The 15,027-nt window shown below is 59.0% G+C and carries 14 protein-coding genes; 3 read left to right on the top strand and 11 right to left on the bottom strand.

The genetic code is table 11. The features are described from left to right. Window positions 1–361 precede the first annotated feature (361 nt). Complete coding sequence (dinB, locus tag FPT12_RS22895) at window positions 362–1,423, top strand: DNA polymerase IV (protein ID WP_145020392.1); 1,062 nt, start codon at window positions 362–364, stop codon at window positions 1,421–1,423. An 82-nt stretch (window positions 1,424–1,505) separates the two neighbouring features. On the opposite strand, the gene FPT12_RS22890 is transcribed toward dinB, so the two are convergent. The 5 genes from FPT12_RS22890 to FPT12_RS22870 all read right to left on the bottom strand — a co-directional run bounded on the left by FPT12_RS22890 (window position 1,506) and on the right by FPT12_RS22870 (window position 6,634). Further along, window positions 1,506–2,459, bottom strand: coding sequence for a hypothetical protein (locus tag FPT12_RS22890; RefSeq protein WP_145020388.1), 954 nt, complete (start codon window positions 2,457–2,459; stop codon window positions 1,506–1,508). 17 nt (window positions 2,460–2,476) lie between these two features. Continuing rightward, entirely contained in the window at window positions 2,477–4,192 is a 1,716-nt protein-coding gene (locus FPT12_RS22885) for a proline--tRNA ligase (protein ID WP_145020385.1), read from the bottom strand. Between the two features lie 125 nt (window positions 4,193–4,317). Next, entirely contained in the window at window positions 4,318–5,880 is a 1,563-nt protein-coding gene (locus FPT12_RS22880) for an AmpG family muropeptide MFS transporter (RefSeq protein WP_145020382.1), read from the bottom strand. Window positions 5,881–5,923: 43 nt separating this feature from the next. Further along, window positions 5,924–6,238 carry an MGMT family protein gene (locus tag FPT12_RS22875; protein WP_256676841.1) on the bottom strand — a complete coding sequence of 105 codons (315 nt, stop codon included), beginning with the start codon at window positions 6,236–6,238 and terminating at the stop codon, window positions 5,924–5,926. A gap of 186 nt (window positions 6,239–6,424) precedes the next feature. After that, window positions 6,425–6,634 (bottom strand): cold-shock protein, encoded by a 210-nt coding sequence (locus tag FPT12_RS22870; RefSeq protein ID WP_002554837.1) that lies wholly within the window; start codon window positions 6,632–6,634, stop codon window positions 6,425–6,427. Between the two features lie 354 nt (window positions 6,635–6,988). Here FPT12_RS22870 and dcd point away from each other — a divergent pair, with 354 nt between their 5' ends. After that, complete coding sequence (gene dcd, locus FPT12_RS22865) at window positions 6,989–7,555, top strand: dCTP deaminase (RefSeq protein ID WP_019692149.1); 567 nt, start codon at window positions 6,989–6,991, stop codon at window positions 7,553–7,555. A 107-nt stretch (window positions 7,556–7,662) separates the two neighbouring features. Continuing rightward, complete coding sequence (locus FPT12_RS22860) at window positions 7,663–7,881, top strand: hypothetical protein (protein ID WP_071551564.1); 219 nt, start codon at window positions 7,663–7,665, stop codon at window positions 7,879–7,881. A 131-nt stretch (window positions 7,882–8,012) separates the two neighbouring features. On the opposite strand, the gene FPT12_RS22855 is transcribed toward FPT12_RS22860, so the two are convergent. The 6 genes from FPT12_RS22855 to FPT12_RS22830 all read right to left on the bottom strand — a co-directional run bounded on the left by FPT12_RS22855 (window position 8,013) and on the right by FPT12_RS22830 (window position 14,888). Next, complete coding sequence (locus tag FPT12_RS22855) at window positions 8,013–8,777, bottom strand: ABC transporter ATP-binding protein (RefSeq protein WP_145020376.1); 765 nt, start codon at window positions 8,775–8,777, stop codon at window positions 8,013–8,015. 13 nt (window positions 8,778–8,790) lie between these two features. Next, window positions 8,791–9,909, bottom strand: coding sequence for a succinylglutamate desuccinylase/aspartoacylase family protein (locus FPT12_RS22850; RefSeq protein ID WP_145020373.1), 1,119 nt, complete (start codon window positions 9,907–9,909; stop codon window positions 8,791–8,793). 12 nt (window positions 9,910–9,921) lie between these two features. Continuing rightward, window positions 9,922–10,632 (bottom strand): ABC transporter permease, encoded by a 711-nt coding sequence (locus FPT12_RS22845; RefSeq protein ID WP_145020370.1) that lies wholly within the window; start codon window positions 10,630–10,632, stop codon window positions 9,922–9,924. Then, window positions 10,629–11,357, bottom strand: coding sequence for an ABC transporter permease (locus FPT12_RS22840; RefSeq protein WP_145020367.1), 729 nt, complete (start codon window positions 11,355–11,357; stop codon window positions 10,629–10,631). Before FPT12_RS22840 ends, FPT12_RS22845 begins: the two co-directional genes overlap by 4 nt. Before the next feature lie 58 nt (window positions 11,358–11,415). Next, entirely contained in the window at window positions 11,416–12,195 is a 780-nt protein-coding gene (locus FPT12_RS22835; protein ID WP_145020364.1) for a transporter substrate-binding domain-containing protein, read from the bottom strand. Window positions 12,196–12,437: 242 nt separating this feature from the next. Next, the gene (locus tag FPT12_RS22830) at window positions 12,438–14,888 is read right to left on the bottom strand and encodes a penicillin acylase family protein (RefSeq protein WP_145020361.1); all 2,451 of its coding nucleotides are present in this window, start codon (window positions 14,886–14,888) and stop codon (window positions 12,438–12,440) included. Window positions 14,889–15,027 lie beyond the last annotated feature (139 nt).

The following is a 15,027-nucleotide window of genomic DNA, read 5'->3' as shown; positions in this document are numbered from 1 at the left end:
GATTTGAACCGACGACCTTCGGGTTATGAGCCCGACGAGCTACCAGACTGCTCCATCCCGCGTCTGTGTGTCGGCATTCTACAGAGGATCGCCGGGCTGTCAATTGCTAATTGAGAAAAATCTGTTCCTGTTCAATCGCTTAGCGTATCAGTCGGGAGGTCGAATAGGGCTTGAGGGCTTGCTGCGTAAGGCTTTCAGCTCTATTGGCGGGCTAGGGTCGATTGAAAAAATAAATCCAGTGAAGGCGTTTCCTACCGCGAGTAGAGAAGAATCAAAGCACTGGTGCTATATACAGTTGTCAGTGAGATACTGGCGATCCGGTTCGCCGTAGTCCTTTTTCCTTCATTGAACACCGCCTTATATGACTCAGCGCAAAATCATCCACGTCGATTGTGACTGCTTCTATGCCGCCATCGAGATGCGTGACGACCCGACTCTGGCGAGCAAGCCGCTGGCGGTGGGTGGTTCGGCGGATCATCGCGGGGTTATTGCGACGTGCAACTATGAAGCGCGGGCTTACGGGGTGCGCTCGGCCATGTCCTCACGGCACGCCTTGAAGCTGTGCCCGGACCTGGTCATCGTCAAGCCGCGCATGGATGCCTATAGAGAAGCTTCGAAAGAGATCCAGACGATTTTTCGCGATTACACCGACCTGATCGAGCCACTGTCGCTGGATGAAGCGTACCTCGACGTCTCCGAAAGCACGCATTTCGCTGGCAGTGCCACGCGAATTGCTCAGGACATTCGGCGCCGGGTATCCAATCAGCTGCATATCACCGTCTCGGCGGGTGTGGCGCCAAACAAGTTTCTCGCGAAGATCGCCAGTGACTGGAAAAAGCCCAACGGATTGTTTGTGATTACGCCGGATCAGGTCGAGGACTTTGTCTCACAGTTGCCGGTGACCAAGCTGCATGGTGTCGGCAAAGTCACTGCCGACAAGCTGGCGAAGCTCGGTATTGCCGATTGCCTGCAGTTGCGTGACTGGAACAAGCTGGCGCTGGTGCGCGAATTTGGCAGTTTTGGCGAGCGTCTGTGGAGTCTGGCGCGTGGGATCGATGATCGGCAGGTGCAGAACGACAGCCGTCGGCAGTCGGTGAGTGTCGAAAATACCTACGATGTGGATCTGCCGGATCTGGTCAGTTGCCTGGATAAGCTACCGGACCTGCTGGAAAGCCTGAACGGGCGTATGGCGCGGATCGATAGCAGCTACCGGCCGGGCAAGCCGTTCGTCAAAGTGAAGTTCCATGATTTTACCCAGACGACACTGGAGCAGGCCGGGGCAGGGCGTGACCTGGGTAGCTATCAGTTGTTGCTGACTCAGGCGTTCAATCGGGGTGGAAAACCCGTGCGTTTGCTGGGGATTGGCGTGCGCTTGCAGGATCTGCGTGGCGGCTTTGAGCAGTTGGATCTGTTTGAGCGGTAGGGTCCCATCGCGGACAAGCCTTGCTCCTACAGAGCCAGGCGCTGTGTGTAGGAGCAAGGCTTGCCCGCGATGCTTTTAAGCTTTAATTCGGTCCTGGATCCGCCACCAAACGCCCGGCATCCTTGGTCAGCGACTTGAGAAACTCGCTTTGCAACTCGGGATCGTTGCGGGTCAGTTCGATCAGGCTTTGTTCCAGCTCGCTGGCTTCTTCTTCCAGGCCCAGCTCCGACAGGCGTTTGACCCGGTGTACCCACTGGCTCACTTCGTCGTCTTCGAGGTCGTCGTAAATCAGCGTATGAGCTTCCAGCAGCTTGCTGCGCAAGGTGCTGCTGATCGTCAGGGACGAGTCGGTGTGCACATCGTCCTGAGCATCTTCAACAGTAATCTGCAGTTTGCCGATACGATTCAGGTCCTGCTCCGCGAACGGGCTGTCGAGCAGATTCAAGCGCAACACGCCGTTGCGGTCAGTGGTGAGCTCGAAGGTCTGCGTGCCGGCCTTGACCTCTACCGGGCGCTCACTCCATGGCAGGCTCGAATACTCCATGCGCTTATCACGCTGGACTTCATCGATGCCGGCCAGGTTCTGTTGTGCGCGACCACGGGACTGTATGTTCATGAACGGGTTGAGGCCGGCAATGCCATTGCTGATCCAGTCCTTGGTCATGCTGTCTGGCAAGTTGCCAAGGGCGAACACGTTGGCAATGTTCGCGCCGACGCCGGCCACCAAAGTCACCGCGCCCAATGGAATCTCGTAGACCTTGCGCCAGGGTTGGTAAGGCGTGTAGCGATCGTAGCGCCGGGTGACATCGTACTCAGTGACTTCGAAGGTCTTCTGCTCGTGGATCCGTACCCGGCGTTGCGGCAGCTCAAGCACCTTAGGCTCGCCGACATCGATCTGCAGGCTGTGATCGAGCAGCTTTCGCTCGATGCGTTCCTCGTGCTCGCTGCGTTGTGACATCTGATTGGCGCAGCCGCTGAGCAACAGGGTGCCGCACAGGGCGGCACCACCGAGGCTTAAGGTGTTTCGCTTGAACATGACTTCTCTATCTGGTGTCAGCGGCGGATACGAGCCTGAAGGAACGACAGTACGTCAGCGACCGGCAGCGCTTGCGGCTCGGCCTCGGTACGGCTCTTGTATTCCAGGTTGCCTTCGGCAAGGCTGCGGTCACTGACCACGATCCGGTGAGGAATGCCGATCAGCTCCATGTCCGCGAACTTGATGCCCGGGCTGGTTTTCTTGTCGCGATCGTCCAGCAGTACTTCGAAGCCGGCAGCGGTCAGTTCCGCGTACAGCTTGTCGGTCGCTTCGCGAACCTGCTCGGTTTCGTAGCGCAGCGGCACCAGGGCGATCTGGAATGGCGCGAGGGCGTCGCTCCAGATGATGCCTTTCTCGTCGTTGTTCTGCTCGATGGCCGCAGCCACCACGCGGGACACGCCGATGCCATAGCAACCCATTTCCAGGGTTACCGGCTTGCCGTTCTCGCCGAGTACTTCGCACTTCATCGCTTTGCTGTACTTGTTGCCCAGCTGGAAGATGTGCCCGACTTCAATGCCGCGCTTGATTTCCAGGGTGCCTTTGCCGTCAGGGCTCGGGTCGCCGGACACGACGTTACGCAGGTCGGCAACGGTCGGTACTGGCAGATCGCGCTCCCAGTTCACGCCGAAGTAGTGCTTGTCGTCGATGTTGGCGCCGATGCCGAAGTCGCTCATCAGCTCGACGGAACGGTCGATGATGATTGGCAGTGGCAGGTTCAGCGGGCCAAGGGAGCCGGCGCCGGCGCCAATGGCGTCACGCAGTTCGGCTTCGGAGGCCATGACCAGCGGGCTGGCGACGCCAGGCTGGTTGGCGGCCTTGATTTCGTTCAGTTCGTGGTCGCCACGGATGATCAGGGCAATCAGCTTGCCTTGCTCTTCGGCGTGAACCACCAGGGTCTTGATGGTCTTTTCGATTGGCAGATTGAAGCCTTCGACCAGTTGCGCAATGGTCTTGGCGTTCGGGGTGTCGACCAGTCGCAGTTCTTCGGTTGGTGCGGCGCGCGAGGTTTCCCGTGGCACGGCTTCGGCTTTCTCGATGTTCGCTGCGTACTCGGAACCGTTGCTGAAGACGATGTCGTCTTCGCCGGATTCGGCCAGTACGTGGAACTCGTGGGAGCCGGCGCCACCGATGGAGCCGTTGTCAGCTTCTACAGGGCGGAACTTCAGGCCCAGACGGGTGAACACGTTGCAGTAGGCCTGGTGCATGCGGTCGTAAGTGACCTGCAGCGATGCCTGATCAGCGTGGAAGGAGTAGGCGTCCTTCATGATGAACTCGCGACCGCGCATCAGGCCGAAGCGTGGGCGGATTTCGTCACGGAATTTGGTCTGGATCTGGTACAGGTTGATCGGCAGCTGCTTGTAGCTGCTCAACTCGTTGCGCATCAGGTCGGTGATCACTTCTTCGTGAGTCGGGCCGGCGCAGAAGTCGCGACCGTGACGATCCTTGAAGCGCAGCAGTTCAGGGCCGTACTCTTCCCAGCGACCGGATTCCTGCCACAGCTCAGCCGGTTGAGTGCTCGGCATCAACACTTCGAGAGAGCCGGCGGCGTTCATTTCTTCACGAACGACGGCTTCGACCTTGCGCATCACTCGCAAGCCCATCGGCAGCCAGGTGTACAGGCCGGAGGCGAGTTTGCGGATCATGCCGGCGCGCAGCATCAGCTGATGGCTGACGACGACCGCATCGGAAGGCGTTTCTTTCTGTGTGGCGAGCAAAAATTGACTGGTGCGCATGGTAGGCCGTTGTCGGTTGCTGAAGACTAGAAATGACGAAGCATTGTACGGGTGAGATTTGCTGGCGTACAGGATTGCGGCCGGCGGCGTGGCTTGAGTGCGGAGAAAACTCCGCACTCAAGGGGCTATGATTCTTCGACGGCGGTGGTGGTCTGGGCAGGCTCGGGCGTAGGTGTCGGACCTTCGCGACGGCTTTCCTGGAACCAGTGCAGGGCGATCAGCAGCAGGGTCGGCACGCCAAGCAGTGTCGTGATGATGAAGAAGTTGTGATAACCGTATTTTTCCACCATGACTCCAGAGTAGCCGCCGATCAGGCGTGGCAGCAGGAGCATGATCGAGCTGAGCAGGGCGTACTGGGTCGCGGAAAACTTCAGGTTGGTCAGGCTCGACAGGTAGGCGACGAAGGCCGAGGTGGCCATGCCCGAACTGAAGTTATCGAGGGAGATGGTGACGATCAGCATCTCCAGGTTGGCGCCCATGTCGGCGAGCATCACAAACAACAGGTTGGTGGCGGCTGACGCAAACCCGCCGATGAACAGAATCGGCAGGATTCCGAAACGCACGATCAGCAGGCCGCCCATGCCGGCGCCTATCAGGGTCATGATCAGGCCGAAGATCTTGCTGACGCCGGCGATCTGATCCTTGGTGAAGCCCAGGTCGATGTAGAACACGTTGGCCATCACGCCCATGACGGTGTCAGACATTCGATAGGTGGCGATCAGACCCAGCAGCAGAAAGGCCTGCCAGCGGTAGCGGACAACGAAGTCGTTGACGGGCGTCAGCACCGGGGCCAGGCCGCGGCGGCCCATGGTGGAGAGGCACAGGCTGGTCAGGATGATGTAGAGCAGCGCTCGTAGAAATGCCCGATCTTCCAGCAGCAGATCCAATGGGCTCATGGCGCCCGTGATGACGCTGGCGAAATCAGTGTTGTAGAGCTGGGTAAACATCGCGGGTACGGATACCAGCAAAACGATGAGTACGAATACCGACGCGAGTTGGTGCACAAAGCTGTAGCGCCCGGCGGACAGCTGGGTACGCAGCGGCACGGGAGGCTCGCGCATCAGCAGGCTGGTCACCAGCGCCGGGATCATCAGCAGGCCGAACAGCGCGTAGGTGCCGGTCCAGGCCGAGTGTTTGTAGTTGAACCCGGTGGAGCCGAAACCTTCGGCAATGAACAGTGCGCCCGCTGTTGCCAGGAGAGCCGCGACCCGATAACCGGACATATAACTAGCGGCCAATGCAGCCTGGCGCGTGTCGTCGACAATTTCCAGGCGATAGGCATCGACGGCAATATCCTGGGTGGCGGAGGCGAATGCGACCAGAACGGCAATCGCAATCAGCCAGGACAGGTGTTTTTGCGGGTCGCAGAAACCCATGCCGATCAGGCCGAGGACCAGCAGTATTTGCGCCAGGACCAGCCAGGAACGTCGTCGGCCGAGTTTGCCGAGTAATGGCAGGCGCCATTGGTCGAGAAGTGGCGACCACACCCATTTAAACGCGTACGCCAGCCCGATCAGGCTGGCATAACCAATCGTTTCACGGGCCACGCCGGCCTCACGCAGCCAGACGGAAAGCGTTGAGAACACCAACATGTAGGGTAGGCCGGCGGCGAAACCCAGTAGCAACAGTACGAGCGTCGAGGGGCTGGCATAAGCAGCGAGCGCGGCGCGCCAGGTTTTACGGGGCATGGGCTGGAGTCTGCCTCAAAATTGCGAAAACAAAGCGCGCACTCTAACCGCTGTGCTCTACCGGGCGCCAGCCATGACGCTGAATATCAACACGATTGTTCAGGATGCTGACACCTTCCATGCGCAAGCGTGCCCGCTGTTCATCGCCTGAGGGGCTTCCCGCTGGCAAGCTGAGGCGACCGCCGGCAGCCAATACGCGATGCCAGGGCAGCTTGGTGTCGCCGGGCAACTGACTCAACGTGCGTCCCACCCAGCGCGCGGCCCGCCCCAGGCCTGCCAGTTCGGCGAGCTGACCGTAACTCACCACTTTACCTTCCGGAACCTGGGCCAGGGTCAGGTAGAGCGTGGTTCGGCGCATTTGCGCCGGGGTTTCGGTTTCATGGTTGGCGTCAGTCACGTTGCCGCTTCCTGTTGAGGCTGTTTCCAGAATAAGTCTTCAGTGGGCGAATGAAAATCTCGCGATATTTGGCAGGGTCGGTAAAAACACACAGGCACAAAAAAGCCCCGCTTTTGAGGGCGGGGCTTTTTACTGAATCAGGACAAGTTAGATAACTTGAACTTCTTCAGCTTGCATGCCTTTCTGACCGCGGGTAGCGATGAAAGAAACCTGTTGGCCTTCTTTCAGGCTTTTGAAGCCGTCGGATTGGATAGCTTTGAAGTGAACGAACAGGTCGTCACCGGATTGTGGAGTGATGAAGCCGAAGCCTTTTTCATCGTTGAACCACTTAACGGTACCGGTTTGGCGATTAGACATGGTGTAACTCCTTGAACAAAGATAACTGCGACTCAGGAAGAACCCTGGCCGAGACTGAGTGCAAAGAGCAGGAAAAATTCTTGTAGATGGTTGGATCGAAATTCAACATATCGTGTAGAGATTCTCAGTGACACAAGCAGCACAGTGGCGCCACCTTAACCCTTTTTCCTGAACGTGCCAATGGTCTTTGCGAAGGTTTCTCTGTTTTCATGACTGACGGTGCTCTGTATTGCCGCGAAGGCCCGGAAATCGTGGGGGATCGGCGAGAATTGTGCCGCGGACTTTGAACCGGCGGCGCGCCCCGGTAAGATGCCGGACAGAATTTTTCCACCTCGCTATTCAGGACACCCCGCCATGAGCATCAAATCGGACAAGTGGATTCGCCGCATGGCGCAAGAGCACGGCATGATCGAGCCCTTCGTAGAGCGCCAGATGCGTGGCGAAGGCGCCGACCGGCTGATTTCCTTCGGTGTATCGAGCTACGGCTATGACGTGCGTTGCGCCGATGAATTCAAGGTGTTCACCAACATCAATTCGGCGACTGTCGATCCGAAAAATTTTGATGAGAAGAGCTTCGTCGACGTCAAAAGCGACGTGTGCATCATTCCGCCAAACTCTTTCGCGCTGGCGCGTACCGTCGAGTTCTTCCGTATTCCGCGCAATGTACTGACGATCTGCCTGGGCAAGAGCACCTACGCTCGTTGCGGCATCATCGTCAACGTCACGCCGCTGGAGCCGGAGTGGGAAGGTCACGTGACCCTGGAGTTCTCGAACACCACCACCTTGCCTGCGAAGATCTACGCCAACGAAGGCGTGGCACAGATGTTGTTTTTCGAGTCGGACGAAGAGTGTGAAGTGTCTTATAAGGACCGTGGCGGCAAGTACCAGGGCCAGCGTGGCGTGACCCTGCCGCGTACCTGAGTCAGCCGTCTGACAAACCGTTGGAATTCCTGAGCGGGCGTACACTCTATGGGGTGTACTGCTCCGATGCGCGCAAGGCGTATCGGGCCATCGCTCAGGAGTGCTTCATGAAGATCGATCCGCGAATAAGTGCCGAACTGGCAAGGCTTGAGCCCAATCAAGTGGGCCTGCTGGCCTGGTCTTTGCTGGCGCATCCGCCTGTCACGCTGGCCGGCGGAATCCCTGGTCAACCCGACCCCGATACCCCGAACGAACAACCGACCGAACCTGGTGAGCCTGGCGAACCTACCTTGCCGGATAAGCCGCCCCCCGCGCCGGTTGCCTGATTTTTTCCGATCGGCTTGATCCTCGCACTCTGTAGGAGCAAGGCTTGCCCGCGATGAACGATAACGCGGTTTATCTGATGGACCGCATTGTGCCCATCGCGGGCAAGCCTTGCTCCTACAAGGGGGAGGGGTTACTTGAGGTTGCCGCTGAGGAATTGCTTGAGGCGTTCGCTTTTCGGGTTACCGAGCACGTCTTCAGGTGCCCCTTCTTCCTCTACCAGTCCCTGATGCAGGAACAGCACCTGATTGGAAACCTTGCGGGCGAAGCTCATTTCGTGGGTCACCATGATCATGGTCCGGCCTTCTTCGGCCAGACCCTGGATCACCTTGAGCACTTCGCCTACCAGTTCCGGGTCCAGCGCCGAAGTCGGTTCGTCGAACAGCATGACTTCCGGCTCCATCGCCAGTGCGCGGGCAATGGCAACACGTTGTTGCTGACCGCCCGACAGGAACGCCGGGTACTGCTCCGCCACGCGCGCCGCCAGGCCGACCTTGTCCAGATAACGCCGGGCGCGATCTTCGGCGTCCTTCTTGCTGACCCCCAGCACCCGGCGCGGGGCCATGGTGATGTTTTCCAGCACGGTCATGTGGCTCCACAGGTTGAAGTGCTGGAACACCATTGCCAGGCGGGTACGGATTCGTTGCAGCTCGGCTTCGTCGGCCACCCGCATGCCATGGGGGTCCTTGATCATGCGAATCTGCTTGCCGTCCAGGCTCATGGCGCCGTCGTTGGGTTGTTCGAGAAAGTTGATGCAGCGCAAAAAGGTGCTTTTGCCCGAGCCGCTGGCGCCGATCAGGCTGATCACGTCACCGGTCTTGGCCTTGAGCGAAACACCTTTGAGCACCTCATGAGTGCCGTAGCATTTATGCAGGCCTTCGATGGTCAGTTTGTACATGGGGCATGCATCCTCAAGGCGAAAGTAGGTAACCGGTGCGATAGGCTTCGAGCCCGGCAACATGGGCGATCACCATGCCGGCAGTGGCCATCCGGCGAGTCGAGCGGGCGTAGAGCAGGCCGGCGTTGGCGCAGTGAACCGGGGTCACGCGGTCGCCGATCGGGTCGATGATTTCAGCGATCAGTTGTCCTGCCTCCAGGTACTCGCCCGGCAGCACGTGGTACACCAGCAAACCGCCGACCGGGGTTGCAACCGGTTCTACTGCGGCCAGTGGAGTGGCAGGGTAGGGCAGTTCGGGCAAGGGCGCGGCTTCACCTTCAATGGCGCCGAAATGAATCAGGTAGTCGATCAGCGCCTGGCAGTCGAGACTGGCCAGCGGATGATTGACGTCGCCTTGACCACGCAATTCGACGGTCACCGAGAAGCTGCCCAGCGGAATGTCGAAGTGCTCACCGAAGCGCTCCTGCATTTGCCACCAGACCAGAGTGAAACACTCGTCGAACGAATGACCACCGGAGTCGGTGGCCAGCAGGCTGGCTTCGGCGCCGATGTAGCGCGCCAGTGGCTCGACTTGCGGCCAGGCCTCGGGCGTCGTGTACAGGTGTGCGACGGCTTCGAAATCACAATGCAGGTCCAGCACCATGTCGGCATCGCAGGCCAGTGTTTGCAGGGTCAGGCGCAGGGATTGCAGTTGGGTGCGGGCGGTTTGCCGAGCCAGCGCATTGCGCAGGCCGCTGCGGATCAACTCAAGGTTGTGTTGCGGGTCGTCGTTGAGTTGCCCTTCGATCTCGTTACCGACTTCTTCACCGAGGTCAACGAACCAGCGGTTGAAGTTCTGCCCGCTTTCCAGCTCGTAGCGGCCCAATGGCACGTCCATCAGCACTTGTTCGAGGCCAATCGGGTTGGCCACGGGCACCAGCACGATCTCGCTGCGCAGACGGCCGGCGGCTTCGAGCTCGGCCAGGCGCAGTTTGAGGTGCCAGGCCACCAGCATGCCGGGCATTTCGTCGGCATGCAGCGAGGACTGGATATAGATCTTGCCTTTGGCCTGGGTCGGGCCGAAGTGGAAGCTGTGGATCTGTCGTGCAGTGCCCGGCAGTGGGGCAAGCAGGTCATGGATCTGGTGGCGCATTTGAAAAAAATCCTAGTGAGTCGGCCCGAGGAACGCCAGCCATCGGCGTTCGGCCAGTCGGAACAGGCCGACCAGCGCAAAGGTGACGGTCAGGTAAATCAGTGCGGCAATGCCGAACGATTGAAAGGTCAAAAAGGTCGCCGAGTTGGCATCCCGCGCCACTTTCAATACGTCCGGGACGGTAGCGGTGAAGGCCACGGTGGTCGAGTGCAGCATGAGGATCACTTCGTTGCTGTAATACGGCAACGAGCGACGCAGGGCTGACGGCATGATCACGTAGGCATACAACTTCCAGCCCGTCAGGCCGTAGGCCTTGGCCGCTTCGACTTCGCCATGGGCCATGCTGCGAATCGCCCCGGCGAAAATCTCCGTGGTATAGGCGCAGGTGTTCAGGGCAAAGGCGAGGATGGTGCAGTTCATCGCATCGCGAAAGAACGCATCGAGCACCGGCTGCGCACGGACCGCGGCCAGGCTGTAGATCCCGGTGTAGCAGATCAGCAGCTGGATATACAGCGGTGTGCCACGGAACAGGTAGGTATAGAACTGCACCGGCCAGCGCACGTAAAGTTTGTTGGAAACCCGCGCAATCGACAGCGGGATCGACACCAGGAAACCGATGAAGATCGAAGCGCTGAGCAACCACATGGTCATTGCCAGGCCAGTAATGTGGTAACCGTCGGTGTAAAGGAACGGTCTCCAGTAGTCCTGTAGAAGTTCGATCATCGTACGGCCTCCCGGGCACCGGCGGCATAACGGCGTTCAAGCCTGCGCAGGACAAAGTTCGAAGCGCTGGTGATCAGCAGGTAAATCAAGGCGGCCAGCACCAGGAAGTAAAACAGTTGATAGGAGCTTTTACCGGCGTCCTGAGCCGCTTTGACCAGGTCCGCCAGGCCGATGATCGACACCAGCGCGGTGGCCTTGAGCATTACCATCCAGTTGTTGCCGATACCCGGCAGGGCGAAGCGCATCATTTGCGGGAACACCACGTAGCGGAACCGCTGGCCGCGCTTGAGGCCATAAGCTGTGGCGGCTTCGACCTGACCCCGTGGGACAGCGAGGATCGCGCCGCGAAAGGTCTCGGTGAAATACGCGCCATAGATGAAGCCCAGGGTGATGACCCCGGCGCTGAACGGGTTGATTTCGATGTACTCCCATTCCATCAGGTCGGTAAGGGAGGTCAGCCAGGTTTGCAGGCTGTAGAAAATCAGCAGCATCAGTACCAGGTCCGGCACGCCGCGAATCAGGGTGGTGTAGACCTGGGCGGGAACCCGTAGCAGTTTGACGCTGGAGAGTTTGGCGGTGGCGCCGAGCAGGCCGAGCAACACGGCCACCAGCAGCGACAACACCGATAATTTGATGGTCATCCAGGTGCCTTGCATCAGCAGCGGACCGAAGCCCTTCAAGCTGAAGGCAGAAAGCCCGAGGTTTTGTAACAGTTGTTCGAACATAAAATCTGCAACCTGATAGCGTGAAAAAAGCGCCCATCACGAGGATGGGCGCCGGGCATTATTTGCCGCTGTACAGATTCAGATCACCGAAGTGTTTCTTTTGAATGGTCGCGTAGGTGCCATCATCGTGTAACGCTTTGATACCTTTATCGAGAAGGGCTTTGAGCTCTTTGTTACCTTTCGAGATACCGACAGCTGTTTTGGCTGGCAGCAAAGGATCGTTGACCGGCTTGCTGACTTCATAAGCAGCACCTTGTGGCGACTTCAAGAAGCCCAGCTGCGCTTGCAGCATGTCCTGGATCGAGGCGTCCAGGCGACCGGAAGTCAGGTCGGCGTAGACCTGATCCTGGTTGGCGTAGGCCTGAGTGGTCACGCCAGCCTTGTCCAGCACGGCCTTGGCGTAGGCTTCCTGGATGGTGCCTTGCTCGTAGCCGACTTTTTTACCCTTGAGCGAAGCCACGTCAGAAATGCCGGAGCCTTTCTTGTAGACCAGAGCGGTCGGGCCGGAGAACAGCTCGCTGGAGAAGTCGATGACTTTTTCGCGGGCTTCGGTGACGGTCATGGAGGAGATCACGCCGTCGAATTTATTGGCCTTGAGGCCCGGAATCATGCCGTCGAAATCGCTTTCGACCCATTTGCACTTGACCTTCAGTTCGGCGCAGATCGCGTTGCCCAGATCGATGTCGAAGCCCACCAGGCTGCCGTCGGCCGCTTTGGACTCGAACGGAGCGTAGGAAGGGTCAACACCAAAACGCAGTTCTTTGTATTCCTTGGCCAGTGCGGAACCAGCGGCCATGCACAACGCCAGTGCAGAAAGGGTCAGCAATGCTTTTTTCATTATTAAATCCCTAAGAACCAATATGAGCGCTTGTGGCGCGAAATTATTGTTACTGGAAAGCGTAAGACCTTATGAAAGTAGCAATTTCCGAACCAGAGTCCCGAACAAGCGTTTTAAAAGATGATTCAAGACACGTCTGGAGAGGAATCGTGCCCAAAAACGGGCGTGAACAATTTACCGCACCAAAGTAGAGCGATCTGTGGCGAGGAAGCAAGCTCCCCCTGTCACAGATCACCACCGTGTTACTTACCCGGCACCAGGGTCAGCCGCGTTTTGCCATACACCTTGTCGAAGTTCTGCGGTTGCATCGGCAAGCTCATGTATTGGCCTTTGAGCCATGGGTCGATGCTATCGATATAGTTCGGGCTGGCCGGGTTGCCGGATTGGCCAGTGCCGCTCTGGCCCATCAGCGGTTCGGCCTGGCCGAAGTCGACAATGAAGCGCATCGCCGGCACCAGCGTCACGTTGAAATCCTGACCCCAGGTGTAGGCGGCAGCATTCAACGTGGTGTGGTCACCTCCGGCCGACATGGCGCCGCGTACGGTCTGGCCTCGGCTGTTTTTCCATTCGTAGTGGTGCAGTTTGCCCCACTGCCAGGCTTTGTGGTCGGCGCCCATCTGGCTCTCGCCGGCGGTAATGGCCGCAGCCAGACTGCGGGCGAGAATGGTTGGTTTGTCTTCTTTCTGCTGCGTGCGCAGGTCATCCCAGAACGGGCTGTCTTCGCGGCCCAGCAAATGGTCGGCCTGGGCCGAGTAAGACAATTTGCCATTGGCGACGAAGGCTTTCCACGTCGGGCTGTCCTGAGGGCCGAGCTCGTCGAGGAAAATCTGCTTCATGCTTTCTTGCAGGAACAGTTCATAGATCGCTGCGTCGGTGGAGGTCGGGCTGAGCTTGCCGTCGAACGCCATCAAGCGGCTGTAAGCTTCGCGCGCTTTGCCGGCTTCGGCAGCCGGCAGTGCGTCGATCGCCTGTTTGAGCGGTTGGGACATGCCCGGGGCTTCAAACATCTTTTTCAGTTTGGCGGCGAACAGCGTGGTCTGGTCGTACTGCATCGCAATCATGCTGCGGCTGTCGTGCTTGCCGGCACCCGCCAGCTCGGCGATGCGCTCGCCGCGTTCAGGAGCGGCCCAGGAATTGGACAGCTGCATGCCGTAACCGTGGGGGATGACCCGCTGGTTGGCGGTGCCGACCCAGCCTTGGGCCGGGTCCTGGTCATAAGGGTGGAGCATCGGGTCGGCGTAACCGTCCCAGTCGTAACGACCTTCCCAGCCCGGTGATGGCAATCCACCTTCACCTTCGCGGCGGTTCGGGAAGCGCCCGGTGACTTGCCAGCCGATGTGGCTGGCGTCGGCGAACACCATGTTCAGCGCGATAGCACGGATTTCACGGCTGGCGTCCGAGGCTTTCTCTGCGCTCTGTGCACGGGACAGGTCGAAGAAGGCGTCGAGGCTCTTGTCGTCGGTAAAATTCGGCATCTGCAACGCCAGACCGAAACCATTGCCCAGTGCGGTGCCTTGGGCGCTGTTGAGCAGCGGGCCGTGGCGGGTTTCATACACGGCTTCGCGAATCGGCCGCTGACCTTTGACGAAGTAAGTTTCGTTGCGAACCGTCACCGGTTGCCATTTGCCTGAGACTTCGTAGCTCAGGCCATTGCCTTGACGCTTGAGCTTTTCAAGGAACAGGTCCTGGTTATCGCCCATGACCGCGGTCATGCTCCACGCCACTTTACCGTTGAAACCGGCGAGGACCATCGGAAGGCCCGCAATGGAAAACCCGGCTGCCTGGTACTTCGGTGAACGGATCTGCACGTAGTTCCACAGCGACGGTACGCCAATCGGGAATTGGCTGTCGCTGGCCAGCAGGCTCTTGCCGCTGCGACTGTGCTGCGGGGCAATCGCCCAGTTGCTCGACGCCGTGGCGCCGAGCAAATTCAATGCGGACAACTGGTCGCCGGCTTTGCTGAGTTCGCTCAGGCCCGGGATCGTACCGTTGAGCTTCACGCCTTTAAGCTTTTCGGCTTCGGCGAGCGGCAGCTTTTCATCCGGATACGACGGCAACAGCCACGGGAGTTTGTCTGTCGTGACGGTTTGCGCCAGCACCAGCGAGGCGATTTCTTGCGGCAGGTTGGCTGACTGGCTGAAGTTCAGCAGGCAGAAAATCAGCGCCGAATCTTCCGGTTTCCAGTATTCAGGCTGGTAGCCAGTGGTGGCCAGGTCTGACGGCAGCTTGTCGCGATAGCGGAACAGGTAGGCGTTGACCCCGCGTGCATAGACTTCAAAGAAGCGTTGCAGGCGTGGCGAGGAGGCCTTGTAGAGTTCGTCGGCACTTTTCTTCAGGTTGACTGCACGCATGTAGCGGTCAGCGTCGAGCATCTCTGCGCCGGACATCTCCGACAGGCGACCCTGGGCCAGCAGGCGCAGGGTGACCATCTGGGTGATGCGATCACTGGCGTGTACGTAGCCGAGGGTGAACAGCGCGTCGTGGAAGGTGTTGCTCTCGATCAGCGGCACGCCCATGGCATTGCGCCGCACTGAAACGTTCTGCGCCAAGCCTTTGAGCGGCTGCACGCCTGCGGTGGGTGGCAGGCTGTCCTGGGCATTCCAGGTCTGGCAACCGGTGAGGCTGAGCACACTGGCCACTGCTGCGGCAACGCCGAACCGGGGAAGAAAAGATGTAAAGGCTGGCGAGGCCATGGCAAAGCTCCTGCGGGAGTAGAGGCGCAATAAAGGCGCTACGTTAGTGAGCAGGAGAAGGCCGCGCAAGCGGGTGCCGATCTTATTTCAAGGTTTGTCCGATAAATCACAGAATTTGACGCGCAGGGTTACCGTTTCA

It is taken from the genome of Pseudomonas sp. H3(2019) (genome assembly GCF_007713465.1).
GTDB lineage: Bacteria > Pseudomonadota > Gammaproteobacteria > Pseudomonadales > Pseudomonadaceae > Aquipseudomonas.
The sequence above is the reverse complement of the archived record's forward strand: the minus strand, read 5'-3'. Positions and strand labels throughout refer to the sequence as shown.

What these genes read in the sequence shown, in the direction of transcription:
- dinB (WP_145020392.1), top strand. Translation starts at nt 362, where the DNA reads ATGACTCAGCGCAAAATCATCCACGTCGATTGTGACTGCTTCTATGCC.
- FPT12_RS22890 (WP_145020388.1), bottom strand. Translation starts at nt 2,459, where the DNA reads ATGTTCAAGCGAAACACCTTAAGCCTCGGTGGTGCCGCCCTGTGCGGC.
- FPT12_RS22885 (WP_145020385.1), bottom strand. Translation starts at nt 4,192, where the DNA reads ATGCGCACCAGTCAATTTTTGCTCGCCACACAGAAAGAAACGCCTTCC.
- FPT12_RS22880 (WP_145020382.1), bottom strand. Translation starts at nt 5,880, where the DNA reads ATGCCCCGTAAAACCTGGCGCGCCGCGCTCGCTGCTTATGCCAGCCCC.
- FPT12_RS22875 (WP_256676841.1), bottom strand. Translation starts at nt 6,238, where the DNA reads ATGCGCCGAACCACGCTCTACCTGACCCTGGCCCAGGTTCCGGAAGGT.
- FPT12_RS22870 (WP_002554837.1), bottom strand. Translation starts at nt 6,634, where the DNA reads ATGTCTAATCGCCAAACCGGTACCGTTAAGTGGTTCAACGATGAAAAA.
- dcd (WP_019692149.1), top strand. Translation starts at nt 6,989, where the DNA reads ATGAGCATCAAATCGGACAAGTGGATTCGCCGCATGGCGCAAGAGCAC.
- FPT12_RS22860 (WP_071551564.1), top strand. Translation starts at nt 7,663, where the DNA reads ATGAAGATCGATCCGCGAATAAGTGCCGAACTGGCAAGGCTTGAGCCC.
- FPT12_RS22855 (WP_145020376.1), bottom strand. Translation starts at nt 8,777, where the DNA reads ATGTACAAACTGACCATCGAAGGCCTGCATAAATGCTACGGCACTCAT.
- FPT12_RS22850 (WP_145020373.1), bottom strand. Translation starts at nt 9,909, where the DNA reads ATGCGCCACCAGATCCATGACCTGCTTGCCCCACTGCCGGGCACTGCA.
- FPT12_RS22845 (WP_145020370.1), bottom strand. Translation starts at nt 10,632, where the DNA reads ATGATCGAACTTCTACAGGACTACTGGAGACCGTTCCTTTACACCGAC.
- FPT12_RS22840 (WP_145020367.1), bottom strand. Translation starts at nt 11,357, where the DNA reads ATGTTCGAACAACTGTTACAAAACCTCGGGCTTTCTGCCTTCAGCTTG.
- FPT12_RS22835 (WP_145020364.1), bottom strand. Translation starts at nt 12,195, where the DNA reads ATGAAAAAAGCATTGCTGACCCTTTCTGCACTGGCGTTGTGCATGGCC.
- FPT12_RS22830 (WP_145020361.1), bottom strand. Translation starts at nt 14,888, where the DNA reads ATGGCCTCGCCAGCCTTTACATCTTTTCTTCCCCGGTTCGGCGTTGCC.